The sequence below is a fragment of the Actinocorallia sp. API 0066 genome, assembly GCF_020991275.1.
GTDB lineage: Bacteria > Actinomycetota > Actinomycetes > Streptosporangiales > Streptosporangiaceae > Actinocorallia.
The window spans coordinates 223910-246612 of the sequence record NZ_JAJLQY010000007.1 but is presented as its reverse complement, the minus strand read 5'-3'; the positions used below and the strand labels follow the sequence as shown (position 1 = coordinate 246612).

At 70.3% G+C, this 22703-nt stretch carries 23 protein-coding genes; 12 read left to right on the top strand and 11 right to left on the bottom strand.

Going from position 1 to position 22703, the window contains the following annotated elements:
* Positions 1-5 precede the first annotated feature (5 nt).
* Positions 6-656: a DUF4230 domain-containing protein gene (locus LO762_RS19505; protein WP_230617089.1), complete on the top strand. Its 651-nt coding sequence runs from the start codon at positions 6-8 to the stop codon at positions 654-656.
* A gap of 27 nt (positions 657-683) precedes the next feature.
* Here LO762_RS19505 and LO762_RS19500 read toward each other — a convergent pair whose 3' ends face one another.
* Together LO762_RS19500 and LO762_RS19495 are read right to left on the bottom strand one after the other, a co-directional pair.
* The gene (locus LO762_RS19500) at positions 684-1160 is read right to left on the bottom strand and encodes an NUDIX domain-containing protein (protein ID WP_230617085.1); all 477 of its coding nucleotides are present in this window, start codon (positions 1158-1160) and stop codon (positions 684-686) included.
* A gap of 13 nt (positions 1161-1173) precedes the next feature.
* Complete coding sequence (locus LO762_RS19495) at positions 1174-2454, bottom strand: tetratricopeptide repeat protein (RefSeq protein WP_230617082.1); 1281 nt, start codon at positions 2452-2454, stop codon at positions 1174-1176.
* 239 nt (positions 2455-2693) lie between these two features.
* Here LO762_RS19495 and LO762_RS19490 point away from each other — a divergent pair, with 239 nt between their 5' ends.
* Genes LO762_RS19490 through LO762_RS19470 form a run of 5 tightly spaced genes read left to right on the top strand, consistent with a single transcriptional unit; the run spans position 2694 to position 9281 of the window.
* Positions 2694-2882: an FxLD family lanthipeptide gene (locus LO762_RS19490; protein WP_230617079.1), complete on the top strand. Its 189-nt coding sequence runs from the start codon at positions 2694-2696 to the stop codon at positions 2880-2882.
* A 58-nt stretch (positions 2883-2940) separates the two neighbouring features.
* The gene (locus LO762_RS19485; protein WP_230617077.1) at positions 2941-5004 is read left to right on the top strand and encodes a lantibiotic dehydratase family protein; all 2064 of its coding nucleotides are present in this window, start codon (positions 2941-2943) and stop codon (positions 5002-5004) included.
* Positions 5001-6068, top strand: coding sequence for a lanthionine synthetase C family protein (locus tag LO762_RS19480; protein ID WP_230617074.1), 1068 nt, complete (start codon positions 5001-5003; stop codon positions 6066-6068). Before LO762_RS19485 ends, LO762_RS19480 begins: the two co-directional genes overlap by 4 nt.
* 39 nt (positions 6069-6107) lie before the next feature.
* Positions 6108-8156 (top strand): methyltransferase, FxLD system, encoded by a 2049-nt coding sequence (gene fxlM, locus LO762_RS19475; RefSeq protein WP_230617072.1) that lies wholly within the window; start codon positions 6108-6110, stop codon positions 8154-8156.
* Between the two features lie 15 nt (positions 8157-8171).
* Complete coding sequence (locus LO762_RS19470; RefSeq protein ID WP_230617070.1) at positions 8172-9281, top strand: hypothetical protein; 1110 nt, start codon at positions 8172-8174, stop codon at positions 9279-9281.
* Positions 9282-9363: 82 nt separating this feature from the next.
* Here the strand turns inward: LO762_RS19470 and LO762_RS19465 are convergent, their stop codons facing one another.
* A complete protein-coding gene (locus LO762_RS19465; RefSeq protein ID WP_230617067.1) occupies positions 9364-10539 on the bottom strand; it encodes an acetyl-CoA C-acetyltransferase in 1176 nt (391 codons plus the stop codon).
* 85 nt (positions 10540-10624) lie between these two features.
* Between LO762_RS19465 and mce the strand changes: the two genes are divergently transcribed.
* The 3 genes from mce to LO762_RS19450 all read left to right on the top strand — a co-directional run bounded on the left by mce (position 10625) and on the right by LO762_RS19450 (position 14122).
* Positions 10625-11086: a methylmalonyl-CoA epimerase gene (gene mce, locus LO762_RS19460; RefSeq protein WP_230617065.1), complete on the top strand. Its 462-nt coding sequence runs from the start codon at positions 10625-10627 to the stop codon at positions 11084-11086.
* Positions 11087-11430: 344 nt separating this feature from the next.
* On the top strand, positions 11431-12717 hold the full coding sequence (locus LO762_RS19455) for a DivIVA domain-containing protein (protein ID WP_230617063.1): 1287 nt from the start codon (positions 11431-11433) through the stop codon (positions 12715-12717).
* 127 nt (positions 12718-12844) lie between these two features.
* The gene (locus LO762_RS19450; RefSeq protein WP_230617061.1) at positions 12845-14122 is read left to right on the top strand and encodes an AI-2E family transporter; all 1278 of its coding nucleotides are present in this window, start codon (positions 12845-12847) and stop codon (positions 14120-14122) included.
* A 41-nt stretch (positions 14123-14163) separates the two neighbouring features.
* On the opposite strand, the gene LO762_RS19445 is transcribed toward LO762_RS19450, so the two are convergent.
* The 4 genes from LO762_RS19445 to LO762_RS19430 form a co-directional block, all read right to left on the bottom strand.
* A complete protein-coding gene (locus tag LO762_RS19445; protein WP_230617059.1) occupies positions 14164-14955 on the bottom strand; it encodes an alpha/beta fold hydrolase in 792 nt (263 codons plus the stop codon).
* Between the two features lie 117 nt (positions 14956-15072).
* Positions 15073-15783, bottom strand: coding sequence for an alpha/beta hydrolase (locus tag LO762_RS19440; protein ID WP_230617056.1), 711 nt, complete (start codon positions 15781-15783; stop codon positions 15073-15075).
* 1 nt (position 15784) lies between these two features.
* Positions 15785-16063: an ATP/GTP-binding protein gene (locus LO762_RS19435; RefSeq protein WP_230617055.1), complete on the bottom strand. Its 279-nt coding sequence runs from the start codon at positions 16061-16063 to the stop codon at positions 15785-15787.
* A 24-nt stretch (positions 16064-16087) separates the two neighbouring features.
* Positions 16088-17146 carry a 3-hydroxyacyl-CoA dehydrogenase gene (locus tag LO762_RS19430; protein ID WP_230617053.1) on the bottom strand — a complete coding sequence of 353 codons (1059 nt, stop codon included), beginning with the start codon at positions 17144-17146 and terminating at the stop codon, positions 16088-16090.
* 71 nt (positions 17147-17217) lie between these two features.
* Here LO762_RS19430 and LO762_RS19425 point away from each other — a divergent pair, with 71 nt between their 5' ends.
* Complete coding sequence (locus LO762_RS19425; RefSeq protein ID WP_230617051.1) at positions 17218-18243, top strand: LLM class flavin-dependent oxidoreductase; 1026 nt, start codon at positions 17218-17220, stop codon at positions 18241-18243.
* Here the strand turns inward: LO762_RS19425 and LO762_RS19420 are convergent.
* The 3 genes from LO762_RS19420 to LO762_RS19410 form a co-directional block, all read right to left on the bottom strand.
* Positions 18212-18598, bottom strand: a complete 387-nt coding sequence (locus LO762_RS19420) for an SCO5389 family protein (RefSeq protein WP_230617049.1) — start codon at positions 18596-18598, stop codon at positions 18212-18214. The two genes, LO762_RS19425 and LO762_RS19420, sit on opposite strands and share 32 nt — an antisense overlap.
* Positions 18599-18847: 249 nt before the next feature.
* The gene (locus tag LO762_RS19415; protein WP_230617047.1) at positions 18848-19651 is read right to left on the bottom strand and encodes a site-2 protease family protein; all 804 of its coding nucleotides are present in this window, start codon (positions 19649-19651) and stop codon (positions 18848-18850) included.
* Positions 19652-19719: 68 nt separating this feature from the next.
* The gene (locus LO762_RS19410; protein WP_230617045.1) at positions 19720-20337 is read right to left on the bottom strand and encodes a TetR/AcrR family transcriptional regulator; all 618 of its coding nucleotides are present in this window, start codon (positions 20335-20337) and stop codon (positions 19720-19722) included.
* 64 nt (positions 20338-20401) lie between these two features.
* On the opposite strand from LO762_RS19410, the gene LO762_RS19405 reads away from it, so the two are divergent.
* Positions 20402-21283, top strand: coding sequence for an oxygenase MpaB family protein (locus LO762_RS19405; protein ID WP_230617043.1), 882 nt, complete (start codon positions 20402-20404; stop codon positions 21281-21283).
* Positions 21284-21436: 153 nt separating this feature from the next.
* Positions 21437-21961: a hypothetical protein gene (locus LO762_RS19400; RefSeq protein ID WP_230617041.1), complete on the top strand. Its 525-nt coding sequence runs from the start codon at positions 21437-21439 to the stop codon at positions 21959-21961.
* Between the two features lie 31 nt (positions 21962-21992).
* On the opposite strand, the gene nucS is transcribed toward LO762_RS19400, so the two are convergent.
* Positions 21993-22673, bottom strand: a complete 681-nt coding sequence (gene nucS / locus LO762_RS19395) for an endonuclease NucS (RefSeq protein ID WP_230617039.1) — start codon at positions 22671-22673, stop codon at positions 21993-21995.
* Positions 22674-22703: the final 30 nt, after the last annotated feature.

Below are 22703 nucleotides of genomic sequence, written 5' to 3'. Positions count from 1 at the left end.
CCGCTATGAACACCAAAGAATCGGGGCGATCCGGTCGACTCCTCCAGACGGGGGCCGTCGTTCTGGTGCTCGCCGTGCTCTACGGCATCGCCTCGGGCATGAACTGGCTGCCCGACTGGGCCAACCCCTTCGGCACGACCGACCGGGACCGGTCCGGCCCCGCCGTGCTGAAGTCGATCAAGGACCTGTCGCGCTACGAGGCGGCGACCGGCCAGTTCCAGATCGTCGTCGACCTGGAGAAGGACGCCAAGTTCCTGCCGGGCGCGATCCGGGGCCAGCGGACGCTGTTCGTCGCGATCGGCTCGGTGGACGCCTACGTCGACTTCTCCAAGATCGACCAGCTCGAGGTCAGCGAGGACCGCACGAAGGTGACGATCACCCTCCCGCCCGCCGCCCTTGAGGACGCCGCGCTGGACAACGACAAGTCCTACGTGTTCGCCACCGAGCGCGGCCTGTTCGACCGGATCGGCGACTTCTTCTCCAGCAACCCGAACGACCAGCAGCAGCTCTACCAGCTCGCCGAGACCAAGATCGAGGACGCCGCCGAGGCCAGCGGCCTGAAGGAACGGGCGGACGCCAACACCCGCCAGATGCTGGAGAACCTGATGAAGGCACTCGGCTTCACCGAAGTCACCATCAACGGCCCGGCAACCTAGACTAACCTCGGACTCCTCAGGTGGGGCTCAGAAGCCGTCGCTGAAGACCATCGGTCCGTTCCTGAGGTAGTGGGTCAGAGCGGTGTGGGTCGTGGACACGAACTCGGTTGGGATGTGGTCTGTCGCGGTCCAGGCGACGCGAGAATGCTTGTGGGGTTCGTTGTTGGTTGCTTCGCCGGTCCAGGCGTGGGTGGCGAAGACGACGGTGAGGAACCCGTTGGGGGCTTCGACACCCCAGGCGCCGTGGATGATGCCCGCGATGGTGAGGTCGGCCGGCTCGACGATCAGGCCGGTTTCCTCTTTCAGCTCCCGGGCCGCGGTTGCGGTGATGAGTTCGCCTCTGTCGGCTTTGCCGACGGGCAGGTCCCAGTGCCCCGCCGCGAACTTGGCCCCGGGCGCTCTTTGGAGGAGCAGGACTTGGTCGGTTGTCTTGTCGTGGACGATGACGGCGGCGACGAGGAGCGTGTGGGAGTCCAGCGCCGGTGGTAGAGCGTTGTCGTTCACGGCTCGATCCTAATCAGAAGGCGGTTTGCCGGATTCGCTGCGCGAGAAGCGCGGCACCTGGGACCTTGCGGCGCTGGTAGAGGGCGAGGGTGTGGCGGATGGAGGTGAATGCCGACCGGGTGCGGGCTGAGGCCATGCCTTCGGCCAGGTCCAGGGCGCTGCTCCACGCTGCGATGGCTTCGTCGGCGCGGGCCTGGGCGGCCAGGCAGTCGCCGAGATCCATGTGGGTGAGGAGATGGACTCGCGGGAACGCCTCCAGGTCCCAGGAGGAGAAGGCAGCCCGGTGCCGCTGCTCTGTGCCGAGGTGGTCACCGAGTTCGGTGAGGGTCCGGGCGGTGTGGGAGTCGACGGTTCCGGCGGCCGGCCCCATCAGCAGGGAGTAACTCGGTTGCGGTTCGTCGTCGCGGGTGAGGGCGTCTTCGGCGTCCAAAAGCGCCTCTGCGGCGGAGGACCGGTTGCCGAGTGCGGCGTGGGCTCGGGCGTGGGTGATGTGGAGGAGCGCTTCGGTGGCGCCGTCGGCGTGGCCTTTCGCCCGTTTGAGCGCGGCTTGGATGAGGTCACGGCTGTGCCCGTGCTCTTTCAGGCTGAGGGCTTGGTGCGCGATGGCGCGCATCATCCAGGCGGCGTGTGCGTTCGGGTCGGCTTCGACCGCGAGTTGGTACCCGAGCAGGTAGTACTTCTGGGCTGCGCCTTCTTGGCCGAGATCGTGGTGTTTCCAGCCCAGTAGCCACGCCAGTTCGGATACGGCGGCGTAGGCGTCGCTGCGGGTGTCGCCATTGGCGAACCGGCCGGTCAGAAGTGGTGCTGCGGTGTCTGCGAGATAGGTCGCGACGGTGGACAGGCCGTGCCCACCGCCGAGGAGTTCGTCGGCGGCGCCGAACGCTCGGGTGATGTGGCGGACAACGGTGATCTCCTCGGGGCCGACGCGTGAACTCCCGGTGCGGGCCCGCAGGAGTCGTGAGACCGGCTCGGGGTCGTAGTCCAGCGGCATAGCGACGTCGGAGGCGGTGTAGACCGCCGCGGCCAGATACCCGCGGTGCTCGACGTCGGCGCGGCCGAGGAGGGTGGCCGTTTCGACGGGGTGCGTTCCGGTCCGCTGCGGGCTGCTGTCTGTGGTGAGGCCGAGCTGCGCGAGGGTGATCGGACGCCGGGTTCGGCGTGACAGGGCTTCGGCCAGGTAGTGGGCTGTGCGTTCGACGGGGGCGGTGCCCGAGACCCAGTGCGCGATGGTCGATTTGTTGGTTCGGAGTACCTCGCCGTGTTCGGCCGCGACGCGGACCACGGCGCGTGCCACACCGTCGTAGCTCAGGCCGGCCTCTGCTATCGCTTCGCGGAGTCGAAGATTGGGGACGCGCTCGCCAGGTGCCCGTGGCATCAGATTCCCACCCGGTTTAAACCGAATAAACCCTTCGGGACGCCTCCGACCATAGCGGCCGGAGACTGAGCCGTCGTTCACTTGTGCTGACCCGGACCGTAACGACACGTGTGCGGAGCACTAGCCCCGCGCAGGGCTCAGCGAAGGAGCAGAGCACTATGAGCACCCCGACGATCGACCAGCAGTCCGCCGCCGACACCGCTGCGGACGGCGCCGCGGTGGACTTCGACCCGTTCGGCCTCGACATCACCTTCATCGAGGACACCCCGGCCGCCGACACGATCCTGATGTGCAGCACGAACGACACGTGCGGAAGCTCCTGCCCGAGCGCCTGCACGACGTCCTAGACGGCGCTGCGGCATACCGCTGATCGTCCCAGGCCCGCCTCATGGATCGGAGTGCCAGATGACCCGCTCGCGGCGCAGACAGTACCGGCGCACCGGTCCACCGATGCTGCGGGCCACGGTGAATTGCCGCGGCCTCGAAGTCCCGGCTTGGCCTGCTCCAGGTGCCACGACGGACCAGTGGCGCCTCTGGCTGGGTCCGGTCTGGGGGGATGAGGAGTTCCAGCGGACGATCTCTTCCGCGAGCCCTGACCTGGCGCGCCAAGTCGATGCGATCCTGTCCGGTCGGCAGATGGAAACCCGTCGGGCGCGCCGGGCGGCGCTTGCCGTCGCCCGGTACGCCATCCGCTACGCCCACCGTTCCACCCCTTTCGGGCTGTTCGCCGGCGTCGCACTCGCCGAGTTCGGAGAACGGGCAAAGGTGCGTTTCGGGCAGGCGCACGAGATCGTCGATCGACATGACCCGGCGTGGTTGGACTCCCTGGTCAGAGCAGGTGAGGCGGACCCGGCGGTGCTGGCCGACGTCGAGGTGTGCGTGAACACCCTGGCGCGGATCGACGGTGGCCGGGTGCGCATTCCGGCTGAGGGAACCGCGGAGTTCTCGATGCCGCTGACGGCCGCTGTTGGGTTGGTCGTGGAGGTAGCTTCCTCGCCGATCTCTTACCCAGCCTTGCTGGGAAAGCTCGCCGCCGATTTCCCCACTACCAGCGAAGCGGACAGGGCCGGTCTGGTGGCTGAGCTGCTGCGTGTCGGTTTGCTGCGTTCGGGTCTGCGCGCCCCGGCGACGGTCGTTGACCCGGCATCCGTTCTGCCAGCCGCTGTGGTGGCGGATGCCGACGTGCTGGGCGGTGCGGACCGGAGGTTCACGGACGTGCGGCTGGACGCCCTGGTGCGGTTGCCTGAATCGGTGGCTGTCGAGGTGGAGACGGCCGCAACGGTGCTGGCCCGGCTGTCGACGTGCCCGCAGGGAACGGGGCCGTGGCGCCGTTATCTGGAGGCGTTCGCGGACCGGTTCGGTGAGGGCGTCGAGGTCTCCTTGCTTCAGTTGACCGATCCGGACACGGGCTTGGGGATGCCGGACGGCTTCGGCGCGGCGTCTGAGCCGCCTCGGCCGATGTCACGCCGCGACCGGTTGCTGCTGGATCTGGCGGGAGGCGCGGCGTTGGAGGGCCGTCGGGAGGTGGTGCTGTCCGAGGCGGTGATCGAGGAGCTGGAGGCGGCTGCGGGTGGCCCGCCGACTGCTCGGGCGCCGCATTTCGAAGTGTGCGCGCAGGTCGATGCGCCGTCGATTCCCGCCTTGGATCGTGGTGATTTCCGGCTGCGCGTGCACACGGTCTCTCGGGCCGCCGGGACGATGACGGGCCGGTTCTGGCACCTGTTCCCCGGTGCCGCCGACGGGCACACCAGCTTGCCCACTGTGACCGCCGGGGCTAGGCCGGCACAGCTGTCGTTCCACTCCAGTCGGCTGGCGGCCGATCTGCTCACCCGCGCGCCGCAGGTGCTGGGTGATGTGGTGAGCGTGGGTGAGTTCCGAGGAAGCGACGAGAAGGTGCTGCGTCCCGCCGATCTCGCCGTCGGCATGGAGAACGGCCACCTGTACCTCGTGGTGGCCGAGACGGGCGTCCGGCTGGAACTCCTGGTCCCGACGGCGATCAACTTCGTGTGGAACAACTTCACGCCGCCGCTGGTCCGGTTCCTCGCCGAGCTCAGCCGTGCCTCGGTGCCGCAGATGACGTGGTTCGACTGGGGAGCAGCGTGGACGCTGCCGTTCACCCCGGCGGTGCGCTACCGGCGATCTGTCCTGGTCGCCGCCCGCTGGCAGCTGCGTGAGCGAACCCTGGCGAGTTCAAGCAGCCGGATCGGTCGGCGGACACCGCTGTCGGAGTGGGCTGCGCATCTGCACGCCTGGCGGAGAAGGGCCAGGGTGCCTGAGCGCGTCCTCCTCGCGCTGGACGACCAGCACCTTCTCCTCGACCTCTCCCAAGACCTGGGCATGGACCTGCTTCGCACCCACCTGGGAAGGTATCCCGTCGCTGTGCTCCACGAGGCGCCGCCGCCGGACGCGAACGGCTGGATCGGCGGACGGGCGCACAGCATCGTCCAAGCGGTGGAGGCCCTGCCATGACCACCACGTCAACGAAGCCACCGAAGACGCAGGCGCTGGCTGAGCAGGGTCTCGGCGTGGCGCTGCTGCACCTGGAACGCGGCGACCTCGCCGCAGCTCGGCCTCTGCTGGCTGAGGCGGTCGCAGGTGGCGTCAGCGCCGGCGCGAACGCGGGCCTGTTCCACGGAGCCCCCGCGCTAGAGTTCGTCCTCGGCCGCAGGAGCCGCGCAGGGCGAGCGGTCACCGCCGCCGTTGACCGGATCGTGGCCGCCCGCATCGCGGCTGCCGCCCGCCGCAGAGAACAGGGACGGCTACCGCACCTGGCGGAGTTCGACCTCATCCAAGGGCTGACCGGCCTGGGGACGGTGCTCCTGTCCCGCCCCGGCGCCCCTCAGCTCCACGGCGTGCTGACCGAGCTGACGCACCTGGCCGCCCCGCCGGCCACAGATCCTTCCGTGCCGGGATGGTGGTGCCCAGCAGGCCCGGGGCATGAAGAGATGCCCGGTGGGCACGCCAATAACGGGATGGCGCACGGCATCGCCGGACCGCTCGCCCTGCTCGCTCTGGCTACACGCCACGACATCGAGGTTCCCGGCCAACGGGACGCGATCGGTACGTTCGCCGATTGGCTGGAGTGCCGCGGCGGCTACTGGACCACCCGAGAGCAACTCGGCTCCACCACTGCGTGGCCGAACCCGGCGAGGCGCCCGTCGTGGTGCTACGGAGACCTCGGGATCGCCCGCACCCTGCAACTGGCAGCGCTCGCTACCGATGATCCAGCACGCGCCCGATCGGCTGAGGATGCCGCGGCAGCCGTACTGGACGACCAGACCCGAATGGGTTTGATCACCGATGCGTCGCTGTGCCACGGGTGGGCCGGACTCCTGGCCCTCACCCGGGCCATCGCCGCCGACAGCGCAGACGGCGACCGCTACACCGGCCACCTGGACCAGCTCGCCGAGCATGTCGGCGCGGGGATCGACAGCCTCCCTAGACCGGGCTTCCTCGAAGGCCGCGCGGGCGCACGGTTGGCGCTGGAGGGGACCGACGTCACCGGCTGGACCCGCGCCCTGCTGATCACCTGACCCGTTCACCTCCGAGCCGAGCAGGAGCGACCCGACACGATGGACTGGAACGACGAGAACCTTCCGGCCTCCGAAACCCCGCAGTGGAACCAGGCCACCATCTCCTTCGGCGACCAGGGAGTGGAGGCGAAGACCGCGACCGTGCTGAGGGAGAAGCTGGAAGGGCAGCGCTGGCACTTCCTGCGCAAGGAGGGAAAGGTCCGGCTGCGCACCGAACATCCCGTAGGCGAGATCCTCGACGACCTCGTCACCACCGGGCTCGCCGCCCACTGGGTCAGCGGAGTGTACGAACCCGAGACCGACGCCTTCGGCGGCCCGGACGGCATGGCGCTGGCACACGACCTGTTCTGCGCCGACAGCCCGGCCGCCCTAGCCGAGACCGGCGACCCCCGAGCGCGGGAGCGGACTGTCCTGCTGCTGTCGACCATGCACCGGGCCGCCGGCCTCGACCCCTTCGAGATCGGCGATGTGTGGGCGCGCCTGGCCGCGCTCCGCCCTCGGATCGACGCGCCCCACGACCCGGCGTCCCGCGCCGCGGCCATCGCCGGGATGCGGCGCCTGATGCACGCCGATGCCGCCCAGCGCGAGAACGCAGAGCCCGGCTGGGCTGAGCGCGTCGAAGCGTTCCACACGACCGGGCGCGACGTGGCCCGGCTCGCTGCGAGCGGCGTCCTGACGCGGGGGTCGCGTGCGGTTCTCACCCACCATGCGATCTTCGCGCTGAACCGGGCAGGCGTCCCGCCGAACGAGCAGGCGGCACTCGCGTGGCTCGGCCGCCATGCGTCTTTCGACGACGAGCCAGGCACCGCCGTGTTCACCGGCCCCGCCACACCCCCCGCCCATAACCTCGACCACATGGAGTCCACCATCACCTCGACCACCGACCCCGCCGAGCTCCGCGACGCTCTGGCGACCACGCTGACCTCCTCGGGTCACCTGCGCACGCCCGAGATCATCGAAGCGTTCCGCACCGTCGAGCGGCACACGTTCATCCCCGACGCCGGCATCGAGGCCGCCTACGCCGATGACGCGGTCCCGATCAAGCACGACGACCACGGCGAGATGATCTCCTGCATCTCCGCCCCGTCCATCGTGGCCACCCAGCTGGAGCAGCTCGGCGCCAGGCCCGGCCACAACGTCCTGGAGGCCGGTGCCGCCACCGGCTACAACGCCGCGCTCCTCGGCCGCGTGGTCGCTCCCGGCGGACACGTGTGGACGGTCGACGTCGACGACGACCTCGTCGGCCACGCCGCCGCCCGCGTGGCGGCCTCCGGCGCCGGCAACATCTCCGTACTGCTGGCCGACGGCGCGACCGGACTCCCCGAGCACGGGCCCTACGACCGCATCCAGTTCACCGTGAGCGCCGCGGACATCCCGCCCGCCGTCTTGGAGCAACTCGCCCCGGGAGGGCGGCTGGTCATCCCGATGCGCATCCGCGGCAGCATCTCCCGCAGCTTCGCCTTCGAACGCGCCGACGGCCAGACGTGGAAGGTCGTCTCCTGCGAGATGGCATCGTTCGTGCCACTGCGCAAGGGCATCTGCGACGACGTCTCCACCCTCATCCACCACGACGGTGAAGGCGACGTCCGCCTGGAGACCTTCACTGAGCAGCAGGTGGACCGCGAGGCGATGCGCACCATCCTCGACCAGCCCTCCCACAAGGTCTACACCGGCGTGAAGTTCCGTCAGGGCTCCCCCTGGCAGTGGGTCTACCTGTGGCTCGCGTGCGTCCTGCCCAACGGCCTGTCCCGGATGCCGGGCCGGCGGCCCGGATTCACCCCGCATTTCGGCTGGGGCTCCATAGCCGCCCTGGACGGCGACAGCCTGGCCTACCTGACCATCCGCGAAGGCGAAGACCACGACGGCCGGTACTGGGAGATCGGCATCATCGGCCACGGCCCCGGCGCCGCTGTCCTCGCCGACCAGGTCAGCGCAGCGATCAGCGAATGGGACCGCGACTACGGCAACGACGCCCCCGAACCCGGCTTCCGGATGGCCACAGCCGCCCACCGCGACCTGCTCACCGCCACCGACCCGCGGTTCATCATCGACAAGCCCCTCAGCCGCCTCGTCATCGACTGGCGGTAGAAGACGGTGAGCGCGATGGACCCCGCGATCGCAGCCCGCATCCCGCTGGTCTGCCGCACCAAACCGCCCGGGACTCCACTCGGCACCCGCATCGCCGACCTCACCGCGCTCACCACTCAAATCCCGGGCGCGAGCCACCACGACCAGGTGGCCCGCGCCTGCGGAACCCTCAACTTCGCCGCCCTCATCGCCTCCGACACCGGCCTGCCCGACCTGGCCACCGACCTCTGCTGGAGACAACACGCCATCTTCGCCGAAGCCGAACACCTGGAGCCTGACATCGCCGTCATGGGGCTCATGCCGATCGTGAACATCGCACGACTCCTCATCCGCGAAGGCGATGGCGACGCCGCCTACGACGTCCTCCAAAGGCTCTATCGCGCCGCCCAAGCACGCGGCACTACCAGCATCCGCGGCCACACCGTTGACCTCGCCCCCTGGACACCAACCACCGACCACCACAAGAAGATCTGCACCGAACTGTGGATCACCCTGCTCATCGACGGCGCCCGAGCCCTCACCCGGCAAGGCCGCTGGACCGAAGCCGCCCAAGCGATGGCGGCACACCGCGGCATCGGCAACCGGCTCCTCGACGGCCGCCAAATCAAGATCATGTCCCTCCTGGAAAAGAGCCAGACCGACGAGGCCATTGCGACCATCGAGTCCACCATCCCCACCGAGCCTTGGGAGAGCACCGTCGCTGCGCTCCTCCTCCAGACGATTCGGCCAGAAGCCTCCTCCTCACAGAAGGCTGTGGACCGCACAATGCAGGAGACCCTCACGCTGGTGAAGCAGCCCGACCCGATGACCGCAGTGTTCCGGGTCCGCTTGGCCCAGACCGCGCTCGACCTGCCATCCAGCACAGGCCACACCATGAACCTGCGTGACGCCCTCTTCGACGTGGCCGCCACCGACGCCTACGCCGCCCGCGACGTCTTGGACCAACCCCATCTGCGCAGCCAGATGAGGATCTGGCAGGAAGAACACCTCGCCGCAGTGGTTGCCACCGCATTCCTCGGCGTAAAGACCCTGCCAGCCAGCCACAGGGACACCCTCGACGCGTCTGTCCGCACGGCAGAACATCGGCTTCGCGTGCTGTTCGGACGAAAGCCATCACGAGCGTGAGGTAGACGATGTCAGCCGGCTAGCGCCGCCAGACGACGCGCGAGGGCGCGGCCCGCTGACGGGCCGCGCCCTCCTGCCGTCCTCAGACCTTGACGATCAGGGCGTCGCCCTGGCCGCCGCCGCCGCACAGGGCGGCCGCGCCGGTGCCGCCGCCGCGCCGCTTCAGCTCGTGCGCGAGGGCGAGCACGATCCGGGCGCCGGACATGCCGATCGGGTGGCCGAGCGCGATGGCGCCGCCGTTGACGTTGACGATGTCGCCGTCGAGCCCGAGGTCGGCCGAGGACTGGACGCCGACCGCGGCGAACGCCTCGTTGATCTCGACGAGGTCGAGGTCGCCGACCGAAAGGCCCGCCTTGCCGAGCGCGTGCTCGATCGCCCGGGACGGCTGGGAGTGCAGCGAGTTGTCCGGCCCCGCGACGTTCCCGTGCGCGACGATCTCGGCGAGCCAGGTCAGCCCCAGCTCCTCCGCCTTGGCCCTGGACATGACGACGACCGCCGCTGCCCCGTCGGAGATCTGCGAGGACGAACCGGCGGTGATCGTGCCGTCCTTGGCGAACGCGGGGCGCAGCCGGGCCAGCGACTCGGCGGTGGTGTCGGCGCGCACGCCCTCGTCGTCCCTGAAGACGACGGGCTCGCCCCGGCGGACGGGGATCTCGACGGGCACGATCTCGTCCGCGAGCAGCCCGTTCTTGATCGCGGCGGCCGCGCGCTGGTGGGAGCGCGCCGAGAACTCGTCCTGCGCCTCCCGGGTGAGCCCCAGCCGGGCGTTGACGCGCTCGGTGGACTCGCCCATCGGGATCGCGTCGAACGCGTCGGTGAGGCCGTCGTGGGCCATGTGGTCGAGGACCTCGACGGAGCCGTACTTGTAGCCCGCGCGCGACTTCGGCAGCAGGTGCGGCGCGTTCGTCATCGACTCCATGCCGCCCGCGACGACGATGTCGAACTCGCCCGCGCGGATGAGCTGGTCGGCGAGCGCGATCGCGTCCAGGCCGGACAGGCACACCTTGTTGACGGTCAGCGCCGGGACGGTCATCGGCACGCCCGCCTTGACGGCGGCCTGCCGCGCCGGGATCTGCCCGGTGCCCGCCTGGAGCACCTGCCCCATGATCACGTACTGGACGGCGTCGGGCGCCACTCCGGCCCGCTCCAGGGCCGCCTTGATCGCCAGTCCGCCCAGGTCGGTGGCGCTAAAGTCCTTCAGGGAGCCCTGGAGGCGCCCGATGGGCGTCCTGGCACCCGCGACGATCACTGAAGACATAACTAGGGGGCCTCCCAAACCGCGGCTCACGACGTTTGCCACGATACCCAGCAGCGCCATCCCGAGTTACTGGAGGGTTCGCCCCATGCTTTCCCGCATCGACCACATCGGTATCGCGTGCTTCGACCTGGACGCGACCGTCGAGTTCTACAGGGCGACGTACGGCTTCACCGACGCGCACTTCGAGGTGAACGAGGAGCAGGGTGTGCGCGAGTGCATGCTCAAGATCAACGACACCGGTGACGGGGCGGCGTCCTACATCCAGTTGATCACCCCGACCCGGTCGGACTCGCCCGTCGGCAAGTGGCTGGAGAAGAACGGGGAGGGCGTCCACCACATCGCGTTCGGCACGGACGGCTCGGACGTCCAGGAGGAGGCGGACGGGATCGCGGCGAAGGGCGTCCGGGTGCTCTACGAGCAGCCGCGCCGGGGTTCGCTGGGGTCGCGGATCACGTTCCTGCACCCGAAGGACTGCCACGGCGTGCTGACGGAACTCGTCCAGAAGGCGCCCGCGACAGCGTCTGAGGAGTCCGGCACCTCCGAATGAGTCGGGAAGGCCGGAAAGTCACCGTCTCGATGGTTGTCGTCCGGCGTTGCCTGTTTCGTGACGTGATCGAAACCACCTGGTCACGCAGCGGGTTTTCCGTTGGCGTCTCGGCCTTCATGTCCGATTCACCAGGTCACTCTCCGTCGCGGAGAGGCGGGTCGACCACATTCAGAAAAGGTAACAAATCCGACAATCTACGCAGTGCGTTCAGATGAGCCCCCAACACGGCAGCGGCGGGAGTACGCTGCTCTCGCCGGAAGAAGCTCTGCGCACCGCCAGGCCATCAACCGGTTGTGAGATCACAGATGACCCCGGCCCACTCGTCACACCAGGATTGAGCCTCCATGCAGTCCGACATCGACGCCCAGCTCAGCAACTTCTTCGAAGACACCCCCGCCAAGGAGTTCGACGTAGTCCTCCGCGGCTACGACCGACACCAGGTTGACGAGCACATCAAGCAGCTCGACAACGAGGTGCGCAAGTCCAGCGAACAGGCGGGCGCGCTTCAGCGGGAGCTGTCCGACGCCCACCGCCAGCTGCAGGAGCAGGAGCGCCCGACCTACTCCGGTCTCGGCGCCCGCATCGAGCAGCTGCTGCGCCTCGCCGAGGAGCAGGCGACCGAACTCGTCGGTGCCGCACGGTCCGAGGCCAACGAGATCAAGGCCGCCGCCAAGGTCGACGCCGCCGAACTGCGCGCCACCGCCGAGAACGACGCCTCCGAGCTGCGCGCCACCGCGCAGCGCGAGGGCGACGACATGCGCAACACCGCCGAGCGTGAGGCCGAGGAGGTGCGCACCAGCGCCCGCCGCGAGGCCGACGAGCTGACCTCCACCACCGAGCGGGAGGTCGCCAAGCTGCGCGCCACCGCCGACCACGAGGTCGCCGAGAAGCGCGCCAGCGCCGAGCGTGAGATCGCCAAGCTGCGCACCACCACGGAGCGTGAGGTCGCCCAGCTGCGCGCCTCCACCAAGCGTGAGCGCGACGAGATCCTCACCACGGCCAAGCGCCAGGCCGACGAGATGCGGGCGCAGGCCCAGCGCATCCTTGAGGAGTCCGAGGCGCAGCGCGCCCAGGCCGAGGCCGAGTTCGAGATCCAGCTCGCGGCCCGCCGCGAGGAGGCCGACCGGCAGGACGCCGAGCGGCACGCCGCCGCCCAGGCCGCCACCCAGAAGCTCGTCGCCGAGGCCGAGCAGCGCGCCGCCTCCGCCGAGCAGCGCGCCGCCAAGGCCACCCAGCAGGCCGAGCAGACCCGCCGCGAGGCGGACTCGCACGCCAAGCAGCTGATGGCCAACGCGCGCAAGAACTCCGACAACGTCATCGCCGAGGCCAAGTCGCAGGCCGAGCAGTTGCTCGCCGAGACCAAGGCCGAGGCCGAGCGCATCCGCACTGCGGCGCAGCGCCAGGTGGACGAGCTCACGCGCCAGCGCGACTCCATCACCAGCCACCTGAACCAGCTCCGCCAGCTCATCGGCGGTGTCGCCCCGGTGATGTCGGCGCCGGAGGTCGCGGCTCCCGAGCCCGCGCCCGCCGTCTCCGCGCCCGAGCCCAAGGCGGCCCCGGCCGCCAAGTCCGCCGCCGCCAAGAAGCCGGCCGCCCAGTCCGGCGACGACGACGACTGGTGGCAGGAGTAACCCGCTCCCGTTGAGGGGGCCGGAGGCTGAGTGGTCTGACACAGGGCCCGGGGTCGGCAAACGACCTCGGGTCCTTCGTCGTCTATCTATGGGACGTCAGTTCGTCGTCAGGCTGTGAGGAGTGGGCATGCAGGACTCGACCCCGACCCCCCCGCCCGAAGGTGCGGCGCCGGACCCGGGTGACATCGGCGACAAGGGCACCGTGGTGGACCCGCCCGCGTCCGTCGTAGGCCCGGAACCGGAGGCGGCGCACCCGGTGCCGCTGCCGCGCGGCGCCGACCCCACGCCGCGGATCTCCCCCGACCCGCTCACCGACCTGAGCCAGCGGCACCGCGAGGCGGGCGTCACCGACCTGCTCCCGTTCGGCACGCCAGGCCGTCCGCTGACCCGCTCCCCGTTCGTCTTCGGGTTCACCGCGGTGCTCGGCGGCATCTGCGCGTGGCTGCTCGTCCAGGCGGTCCTCGACGTCGTGCAGGTGCTGATCCTGCTGACGGTCTCGCTGTTCCTCGCGGTCGGGCTGAACCCGGCCGTCGAGCGGCTCGTGCAGGTCGGGCTGTCGCGCGGCAAAGCGGTCACCGTGGTGTTCCTGGCGGTCGTGCTGTTCTTCACCGGGGTCGGTTGGGCCGTCGTGCCGCCCGTCGTCAACGAGATCAGCAAGTTCGCCGAGCACGTGCCCGAGTACATCGTCCAACTCCAGCAGAACCAGCGGATCGCCGAGTTCGACCAGCGCTACAACCTGCTGGAGACGGCGCGGCAGAAGCTGCTGGAGTCCAACTTCCAGGCCAGCGTCGCGGACTGGGCGCTGAACCTCGGCAAGGGCGCGCTGTCGGCGATCTTCAACACCTTCACGGTGCTGATCCTCACCCTGTACTTCCTGGCCGCGCTGCCGCAGATGAAGAACTTCTTCTACCGGTTCACGCCGCGCACCCGCCGCGCCCGCGTCGCCCTGCTCGGCGACGAGATCCTCGACCAGATCGGCGGCTACGTCTCCGGCGCGGCGACCATCACGCTCATCGCCAGCGTCACCACCTACATCTTCCTCAGCATCGTCGGGGTGCCCTACGCGGCGGTGCTCGCGCTCATCGTGGGGCTGACCGGCCTGATCCCGATGGTCGGCGCGACGATCGGCGGCACCATCGTCACGCTCGTCGGGTTCCTCACCGGGGTGCCCGAGGGCATCGCCTGCGGCATCTTCTTTGTGCTGTACCAGCAGGTGGAGAACTACTTCATCTACCCGCGGATCATGCAGCGGTCGGTGAACGTGCAGCCCGTCGTCACGGTCATCGCCGCGCTCATCGGCGGCAGCCTCATGGGCATCACGGGCGCGCTGCTGGCCATCCCGGTGGCCGCGGCCATCTCGCTCATCATCCGCGAGGTCGTGCACCCACGGCAGGACGCCCGTTAGGGGCCCGGCGGCCCGCCGCGCGCCGGCGGGCCGCCGGGGGTTCAGGCGGCGGGGGTGGCCCGCGCGACGGCCGACACGAAGTCCGCGACGGACTGGTTGAACAGGTCGGGCTGCTCGATCGACGTGAGGTGGCCCGCGCGCGGGATGACGTGTAGTTCGGCGTTCGGTAGCACCTCGGTCATGGCGCGGGCGTCGGCTTCGGTCGTGACGCCGTCCTCGTCGCCGACGATGACGAGGGTCGGCGCCTTCACCGCCTTCAGCGTGTCGGTGCTGTCGGGCCGGGCCGCCATCGCGCGTTGCGCCCACGCGGCGGCGGCGGGCGGCGTGGCCTGGACGAGGCCCCGGATCCTGCCGTAGACGAGGGCCCGCTGGCGCATCGTCGTCGGCCCGACGAGGTGCGGCAGCACGTCGGTGAGCAGCGGGCGGACGTCGCGGTCGCGGCCGAGCCGGTCGGCCATCCGCAGCCGGTTGGCGCGGGCGGCGTCGGTGTCGGCGGTCATCTTGGTGTCGGCGAGGACGAGGCCGCGCACCCGGTCGGGGTGGCGGCGGCACAGCGCCATCGCGACATACCCGCCCATCGAGAGCCCGCCGATGACGGCGCGCGGGATGTTCTTGGACTTCAGCAGCGCCGCGACGTCGTCCGCCATCGTCTCCACGGACGGTTCGACGTCGCCCAGCACCGAGCCGCCGAACCCGCGCAGATCGGGGGTGATCACCCGGAACCGGCCGGCGAGCGCCTCGCGCTGCGGCAGCCACATCGACGACGACAGCGGGAACGCGTGCAGCAGTACGAGCGGAGTGCCGCGGCCGACGTCCCGTGCGTACAACTGCATCAGTTTCCCCTTAGGTCTCCTTGAAACGGTTCAATCCCCCCTTCCGTACCCTCAAGACCACACACCCACCACGGCGTGGCCGTCTACGGTCACCGGGGACGCCCGGAAGCGGAGCCGTCAGACGGAGACGGGCAGCGGCCACGCCTCCGGCACGACCCGCTGGACGATCTCGTTGAGCACGATCCGCACGGACGGCTCGCCCACCCACAGGTGCTTGGCCCCCGGCACCCCGACGACCTCGGCTCGCGGCACCCGCGCGAACCGTTGGACGGCCTCGGCCGGGCGCAGGTAGTCGTCCAGCTCCGGCACGAGGGCGACGAGCGGGCGGCCGTCGGCGGCCCAGGCGTCCAGGTCGGTGTCGGTGGCGCGGTGCAGCGGCGGCGACAGCAGGATCGCGCCCTCCACCGAGGGGTCGAGCCCCCACTTGAGCGCGAGTTCGGTGCCGAACGACCAGCCGACGAGCCACACCCGGGGCAGGTCGTGGTACTCGGCGAACTCCAGCGCCGCCGCGACGTCGAACCGCTCCCCCTCGCCCTCCTCGAACGCGCCCTGTGACGTCCCGCGCTCCGACGTCGTGCCGCGTGTGTTGAACCGCAGCACGGCGAGCCCCGCCAGCGCGGGCAGCCGGTAGGACGCCTTGCGCAGCACGTGGCTGTCCATCATCCCGCCGTGCGTGGGCAGCGGATGCAGGCAGACGAGCGTGGCCACCGGCTCCCGGTCCGCCGGGAGCGCCAGTTCCCCCACCAACTCCAGCCCGTCCGACGTGTGCAGCACGACGTCCTGCCGCCGCGCCGCCAACACCGTGGCCGCCCTGATCTCCGTGGTCATGTCACCTTCTGGGTCTTCTGTGCAGGCGGGACGCCCAGCAGGGCCGGTGCCAGTGGCGGCGGTCGTCGGGGCCGCCACGGTCGGCGGGCCAGGTGACGAGGTGCGGGGTCCCGGGCGGGATGAGCTGCTCACACCCGGGACACCGGTAGCTCTTGACCGCCGCAGCCGCCGAGACGGTGCGCACGTGCCACTCGCCGTCCGGTTCGCTCCGGGTCTCCTGCACGCCGAAGGACGACAGGGGACGGGCGCCGCCGTCGTCCCGCCTGTTCTTGCGGGCCATGGGTTCGAGCCTAAGCGTCGGTCGTCAGTCCTGCCACGTGCCGCGTTCGCGCAGGGCGGCGATCGGGCCGACGGGGAAGCCGCAGCCGAGCGTCATCGCGGCGTCGGCGTCGTCGGCGGTGCAGTAGCCGCTCTTCACCATCTCGGCGGCGTCCTGGAGGTACGGGCCGTAGAGCTGCTCGGCGACCTCCGCCGACGCGGTGCCCTCGACGGGCGCGACGACGGTGCCGGAGCCCGCCCGGTCGTAGGTGTAGAAGCCGCCACCGGACTTGCGGCCGAGCGACCCCTCGCTCACCAGCTTGCGCAGCAGCCCGGCGGGCTCGTGGCGGGGCGACCCGGAGTCGGCGTGGATGGACTCCAACACCTCAAGGCAGGTGTCCAGGCCGATGAGGTCCATCAGCGTGAGCGGGCCCATGGGCAGGCCGAGTTCCTTGAGGGAGGCGTCGATGTCCTCCTTGGCGACGCCCGTCTCGGCGAGCTGGGCGGCCGGGCCGAGCAGCCCGAACAGCAGCCGGTTCGCGACGAACCCGGCCCGGTCGCCGATCGTCACGGGCACCTTGCCGAGGTCGCGCACGAACGACGTCACGGCCTCGACGTGCTCGGGCCGCGACCGCTCGCTGTAGATGATCTCCACAAGCTTCATCACCACGGCCGGGTTGAAGAAGTGCACACCCACGAGGGACTCGGGCCGGGTCGTGGCGCCCGCGATCTCCGTCACCGAGAGGGACGAGGTGTTGGTCGCCAGCACCGCGTCGGGACGGCACACCTTGTCCAACTGGGCGAAGACCTTCGCCTTGAGGTCGATCAGCTCCGGCACCGCCTCGATCACCAGGTCGCGGTCGCCCAGGTCGGTGAAGTCGGTGCTGAACGTCAACCGGCCGAGGATCTGCTCACGCGCCTCCTCGGTGAGCCTGCCCCGGGTCACCGCGCGCGCCGTCGAGTTCTCCACGGTGGTCCGGCCGCGTTCCAGCGCCGCCTCGTTCACCTCGATGCCGACGGTGTCGATCCCGCCGCGCGCCAGCACCTCGGCGATGCCCGCGCCCATGGTGCCGAGCCCTACCACGCCCACCTTGCCGAAAGCCATAACCGTTCCTCTTCTCGACAGCGCCTGGGAGAAAGTCTCCCAGACGCCCTTCCCGGGGAAGGCAAGGGACCATGCGCTTCGGACTCTTCCTCCCCGCCGGGCAGTGGCCCGGCCAGTCCTCCACCACCGCCCTCGCCCGCACCGTCGCGCTCGCCCGCGCCGCCGAGGACGCCGGTTTTGACGAGGTGTGGCTCGCCGAGCACCACTTCATGACCTACGGCGTGTGCCCGTCCGCGACGGTGCTGGCCGGGCACCTGCTGGCGGCGACGTCACGGATCGCGGTGGGCACCGCCGTCGCGGTGCTGCCGTCGCGGCATCCGGTCGCGCTGGCCGAGGAGGCGCGGCTCCTGGCGTCGCTGGCGCCCGGCCGGTTCCTGCTCGGGGTGGGCAGGGGCGGGCCGTGGCGCGAGCTGGAGGTGCTCGGGACGGGCCTGAGCCGCTACGAGACGGGTTTTCCGGAGTCCCTGGACCTCCTGCTCGCCTCCCTGGACGGCGGGGGCTCTGTGGCGGCCGACGGGGCGTTCTTCCGGTTCCGCGAGGTGCCGTTGCTGCCACGGCCCGAGACGCCGCCCCCGGTGTTCCTCGCCGCGACGAGCCCGGCGTCCGAGCGGCTCGCGGCCGAACGTGGCCTGCCGATGCTGCTCGGCATGCACGTCGGCGACGCGGAGAAGGCGGCTGCCGTCGGCAGGTACCGGGAGTTCGGCGGGCCGCCGCGCGCCGGGCACGTCACGACGGGCGTCGCGTGGGTGGGCCGGACGCGGGAGGAGGCGCGGCGGACCGTCACCGAGGAGTTGCCGCGCTGGATGGGGCCCGGCCTCGCGGGCTACGTGCCGGTGGACGGGCGGCCCCGGCACGTCAGGGACGCCGCCGAGTACGCGGCGGAGCTCGCCGGGATGCACGCCGTCGGCACGGCGGAGGACTGCGCGGAGGCGTTGGCGCGGGCCTGCGCCCTGCCCGACGTGGGACGGGTGGTGCTGCTCGTGGAGTGCTCGGCGGACGCCGGGCGGGTCGCCGAAACGGTGCGGAGCCTCGGCGGGGAAGTGCTGCCGAGGCTCCGCGAAACGGTCAGCAGTCGCGCAGGTGCGGCTGCTGGTTGAGGATCTGCTCCCGTGCGGTGACGAACTGCCGGTAGGCGGTGCCCTCCCCCTTGGGGAAGACCGCCACCCGGTGGCAGTTCTGGAAGGCGAGCTTCACGCCGAAGTAGCGCTCGATGCTGCCGCGCATGGCGTCGCTCGCCAGGACTCGCAGGAGCTGCCCGCGCGCCTGCTCGTCCGGTGGCGGGGTCTGGTTGTCGGCGAAGTCGCCTCCGGCGACCTCGAGGTCGGCGACCAGCCCGCTGATCAGATCCCACGCGTACGGGAGGGAGGTCCTGATGCACTCGACGAACGTTGCGTCGTCGATCTCACCTTGCTGTGCCCTTTCGAGCAACTGGGGGGAGACGTCAAGGGACATGCGTGTGGCTTCCTTCCGCCGGAGTGTCCACAGGTGACGCTAATCACCTTTTTGGGAGACGTCCAGTGCGCCGGGCCACGGAACGAGACCTTTCGCTTACCCGCCCGTAACCTTGGCATGACCAACCCGCCCGGGCCGAAACCCCCGTGCCGGATGGGACGAGCGGGACATATGTGACAGATGGGGTGGACAGGGCGGGTGGGGCGGATAGGACGGGAGGGATAAGCGGGACGGGCGGGGGCGGAGGCGTCAAAGATTCCAGAAGAGGAAGAGGGAGTGCCCGATCCGGGCGAGGTCGCCCGGAATGCCGAACCAGCCGGTGATGCCGTAGACGAGCGAGAAGAACGCCCGGTTGATCGGTGGGATCCAGAGCAGCGCGATGAGGCCGAGGAACAGGTACATGCCGTAAGGCGCGACCCTCTGCACGAACCGCCGTGGCAGATACGGCTCCCAGATGCCGAACCCGTCGAGCCCCGGCACCGGGAGCAGGTTGAGCACCGCGGCCGTCACCTGGAGGAAGCCGAGGTAGGCGACCGCCGTCCAGAACACCCCGTGCTCGCCGCTGAGCACCTCCAGCAGGTCGTCGGCGCCCGCCCACTGCTGGAGGGCCACCCCGCACAGCGCCGCGAACAGCAGGTTCGCCGCCGGCCCGGCGAAGGAGATGAGGCTGTGCCGGATCCTGCCCGCGATGGCGCCCCTGTCGATCCAGACGGCGCCGCCCGGCAGGCCGATGCCGCCGAGCAGCAGGAACAGCACCGGGAGCACGATGCTGAGGGTCATGTCGGTGTACTTGAGGGGGTTCAGCGTCAGGTAGCCGCGCGAGGCCACCGAGTGGTCGCCGAAGCGGTGCGCGAGCGCGGCGTGCCCGAACTCGTGCAGGCACAGCGACACGATCCAGCCGCCCAGCACGAACCCGAAGACGGCCAGGCGCGCGGGCTGGCTGGCCTCGTCGCCCGCGCCCCAGGCGAGCATGCCGCACAGGACGGTGAAGGCCGCGATGCCGAGGAACACCGGGCTGATCCCCCGGTTCGAGCGGCGCTGTGTCTGACTCACGAGCCGAACGCTACCCGTCCCGCGCGCGTTCCGGATCCGGCCCTGTGGATAACTCGGGGACCCGCACGTCAGAGCGTCGCGGCCGGGACGAGCGCGGGCACCACGTACGTGCGCAGGAACTTCGCGGTCTCGGCGTCCGGCCGGTCCAGCGGGGCGAGGCTGAGCGAGGCGATGAGCCGGAACAGGAACTCGACGGTGCCGAACACGTCGAGTTCGGCCCGCAACAGGCCCGCGTCGCGCGCCGCGCGGAAGTACGGCTCGACCTTCTCCGCGCACAGGTCGAGCGCCCGCTGTGAGGCGTGCGAGACGGCCTTGTGCGTGTGCCCGACCGCGTCCGGGACGAACAGGGCGGCGAACTTCGGCTCGTCGCGGACGAACCGGACGGCGTCCAGCACCCCGGCCACCACCGCGTCGGCGGGGTCGAACCGCTCGGGCACCCGGGCGGTGAGCCCGTCCAGGAAGCGGCCGACGTCGCGCAGGAACACGGCGAGGATCAGTTCGTCGCGGCCGCCGGAGAAGTTCCGGTAGAGCGTGGCCCGGGACATCCCTGCCGCCTGGGCCACGTCCTCTACCGTCGTCCTGGCGACCCCGACCCTGGCGAAGCACTCCTCGGCGGCGTCGATGATCCGCTGCTCGGTGGAGGCGCGCGCGGCCGGGGCGGCGGGGGCGGCGGACGGGGAGGTCATGTCCCCCAGCCTAGCCGTGAGACAACGCTTGCTATTTGTCTCAACGATCCGTAAGTATGTGCTTATGAACCTGCGGAAGCGGATCGACGACTCCTACTGGGCCACCCTGGCCGCCGCCCACCTGCCCGGCGAGCAGTACACCGAGCCCGTCGGCGACCCCGGGCTCTTCGGCCCCGGCTCCGCCGTCTGGTACCTGCACGCCGACCCCTCCGGCGTCCTCGGCGGCGTGTCGGGCCTGCTGCTCGGCGCGCTCAACGAACCCGTCACGCACGGCACCAACCAGCACTCGAACTACCTGGAGGATCCCCTGCGCCGCCTGGGGTTCACCAGCAGCTTCGTGCGCGGCGTGTCGTTCGGCGCGACCCCGGTCGCCGAGAAACTCGTCGGGATCGTGCGCGCGATGCACAAGCGCGTCCACGGCACCATGCCCGACGGCCGCCCCTACTCGGCGACGAGCTCCGCCGACATCATCTGGACCGGCGTCACCCAGTCGGCCCAGGCCGTCCGGGCGCACCTGCGCTACCACCCGAAGCCGCTGGACGGGAAGGGCGTCGACGAGTACTTCGGGCAGTACTCCGTCGTCTCGGAGATGCTCGGGGCGACCGACGTACCCAAATCGCGCGCCGACGTTGCCGACTACTTCGCCGACATGCGGCCGCGCCTCACCGTCTCGGAGGAGACGCTGGAGACGATCCGGTTCCTGCGCTCGCCCGTCGGCGGCGACGCGCAGTCGCGCGCGGCGACCCGGCTCGTCAGCAGGGCCGCGACCGACCTGCTGCCGCCCTGGGCGAAGCGCCTACTGGGCCTCCAGCCGCGCACCCCGCTCGACCCGCTCGCCGCGCGCGCGGCGGGGCAGGTGCTCACCCGGACGCTGCGGTGGGGGGTGCGGCAGCGCGCCATCGAGGAGGCGCACGCGCGGGTCGGCGTCCCCTACACCCGGCCCTGACCAGCAATTCCCATTAAGCCCGACAAACCAGACATACCATTTCCGATAAAGCGCGTGTTTGCCCGATAATTGACCAAGGAGAAGCGCGACACAGCGATTTATCGGCACCGCTCTCGGACAGGTCACACGATAACGATCTATCCGGGAGGATGCATGATCAAGAAGATGCTCTTCGCGACAACGGCCGCGGCGACGCTGGCGGCGACCCCGACGGCCTTCGCGTCCACCTCCACCATCCCCGCGGCCCCGCCGCCCACGGCCGCCGACACCGCGGCCACGGTCGAGAGCACCGCGACGGTCGAGACAGCGCCGCAGACCGTCGGCGCCCTCGCCGTCCCGATGAACCGCGCGGCCGCGCCCGCGCTGCCCAACTACCGCCGCTACCGCGTCGCGGTCGACCTGGACCTGCGCGACTACCGCCGCGACCGCTCCGTCCTCGAGGTCACCCTGAAACGCGACGGCACCAACAAGGTGCTGCGGCGTGCCACCGTCTGTCTCCAGCAGCGCCAGTACCGCAGCGGCGGCCAACGCCGTTTCCGCACCACCTCGTGCCGCACCACCGACCGGTTCGGCCAGACCGGCTGGGTGCTGCGCGACAACCGCACCTACCGGGTGTACGTGCCGGGCACCCGGTCCCACTACGCGAAGTACACCTACTCCTTCACGCCCGACCTGTGACAGACGCGAAGCGCGGGATCGAGCGGAACGCTCAGAACAGCGTCCCGTCCCGTTCGATCCCGCGCAGCGCGTCGTAGTCCAGCGTGACGGTGTCGATTCCCCTGTCGTGCGCCAGCACCCGCGCCTGCGGCTTGATCTCCTGCGCCGCGAACACCCCCCGCACCGGCGCCAGCAGCGGATCCCGGTTCAGCAGCTCCAGATACCGCGTGAGCTGCTCCACCCCGTCGATCTCCCCGCGCCGCTTGATCTCGACCGCGACCGTCCCGCCCCCGGCGTCCTTGCAGAGGATGTCCACCGGCCCGATCGCCGTGGGGTACTCCCGCCGAATCAGCCGGTACCCGTCCCCCAAGGTCGTGATGTGCTCGGCCAGCAGCTCCTGCAGGTGCGCCTCCACCCCGTCCTTCTGCAGCCCCGGATCCACCCCGAGCTCATGCCGATGATCATGCAGGATCTCGAAGATCGTCAGAATGAGCTGCTCCCCCGACTTCCCGTGCGTCACCGTCCACCGAGCGATGGCCCCGTTCTCCTCAAACCCCTCCTCCCGCACACTGCACGGCGGATTCATCCAGTTCAACGGCTTGAACGCCCGATCATCCGCGTGAATCGACACACTCCCGTCGGCCTTCATCAACACCAGCCGAGTAGCCAACGGCAGATGCGCCGTAAGCCGCCCCACGTAGTCCACCGAACACCGAGCAATCACCAAACGCATACCCCCCAGTCTCCCACCCCCTCCCCCCGG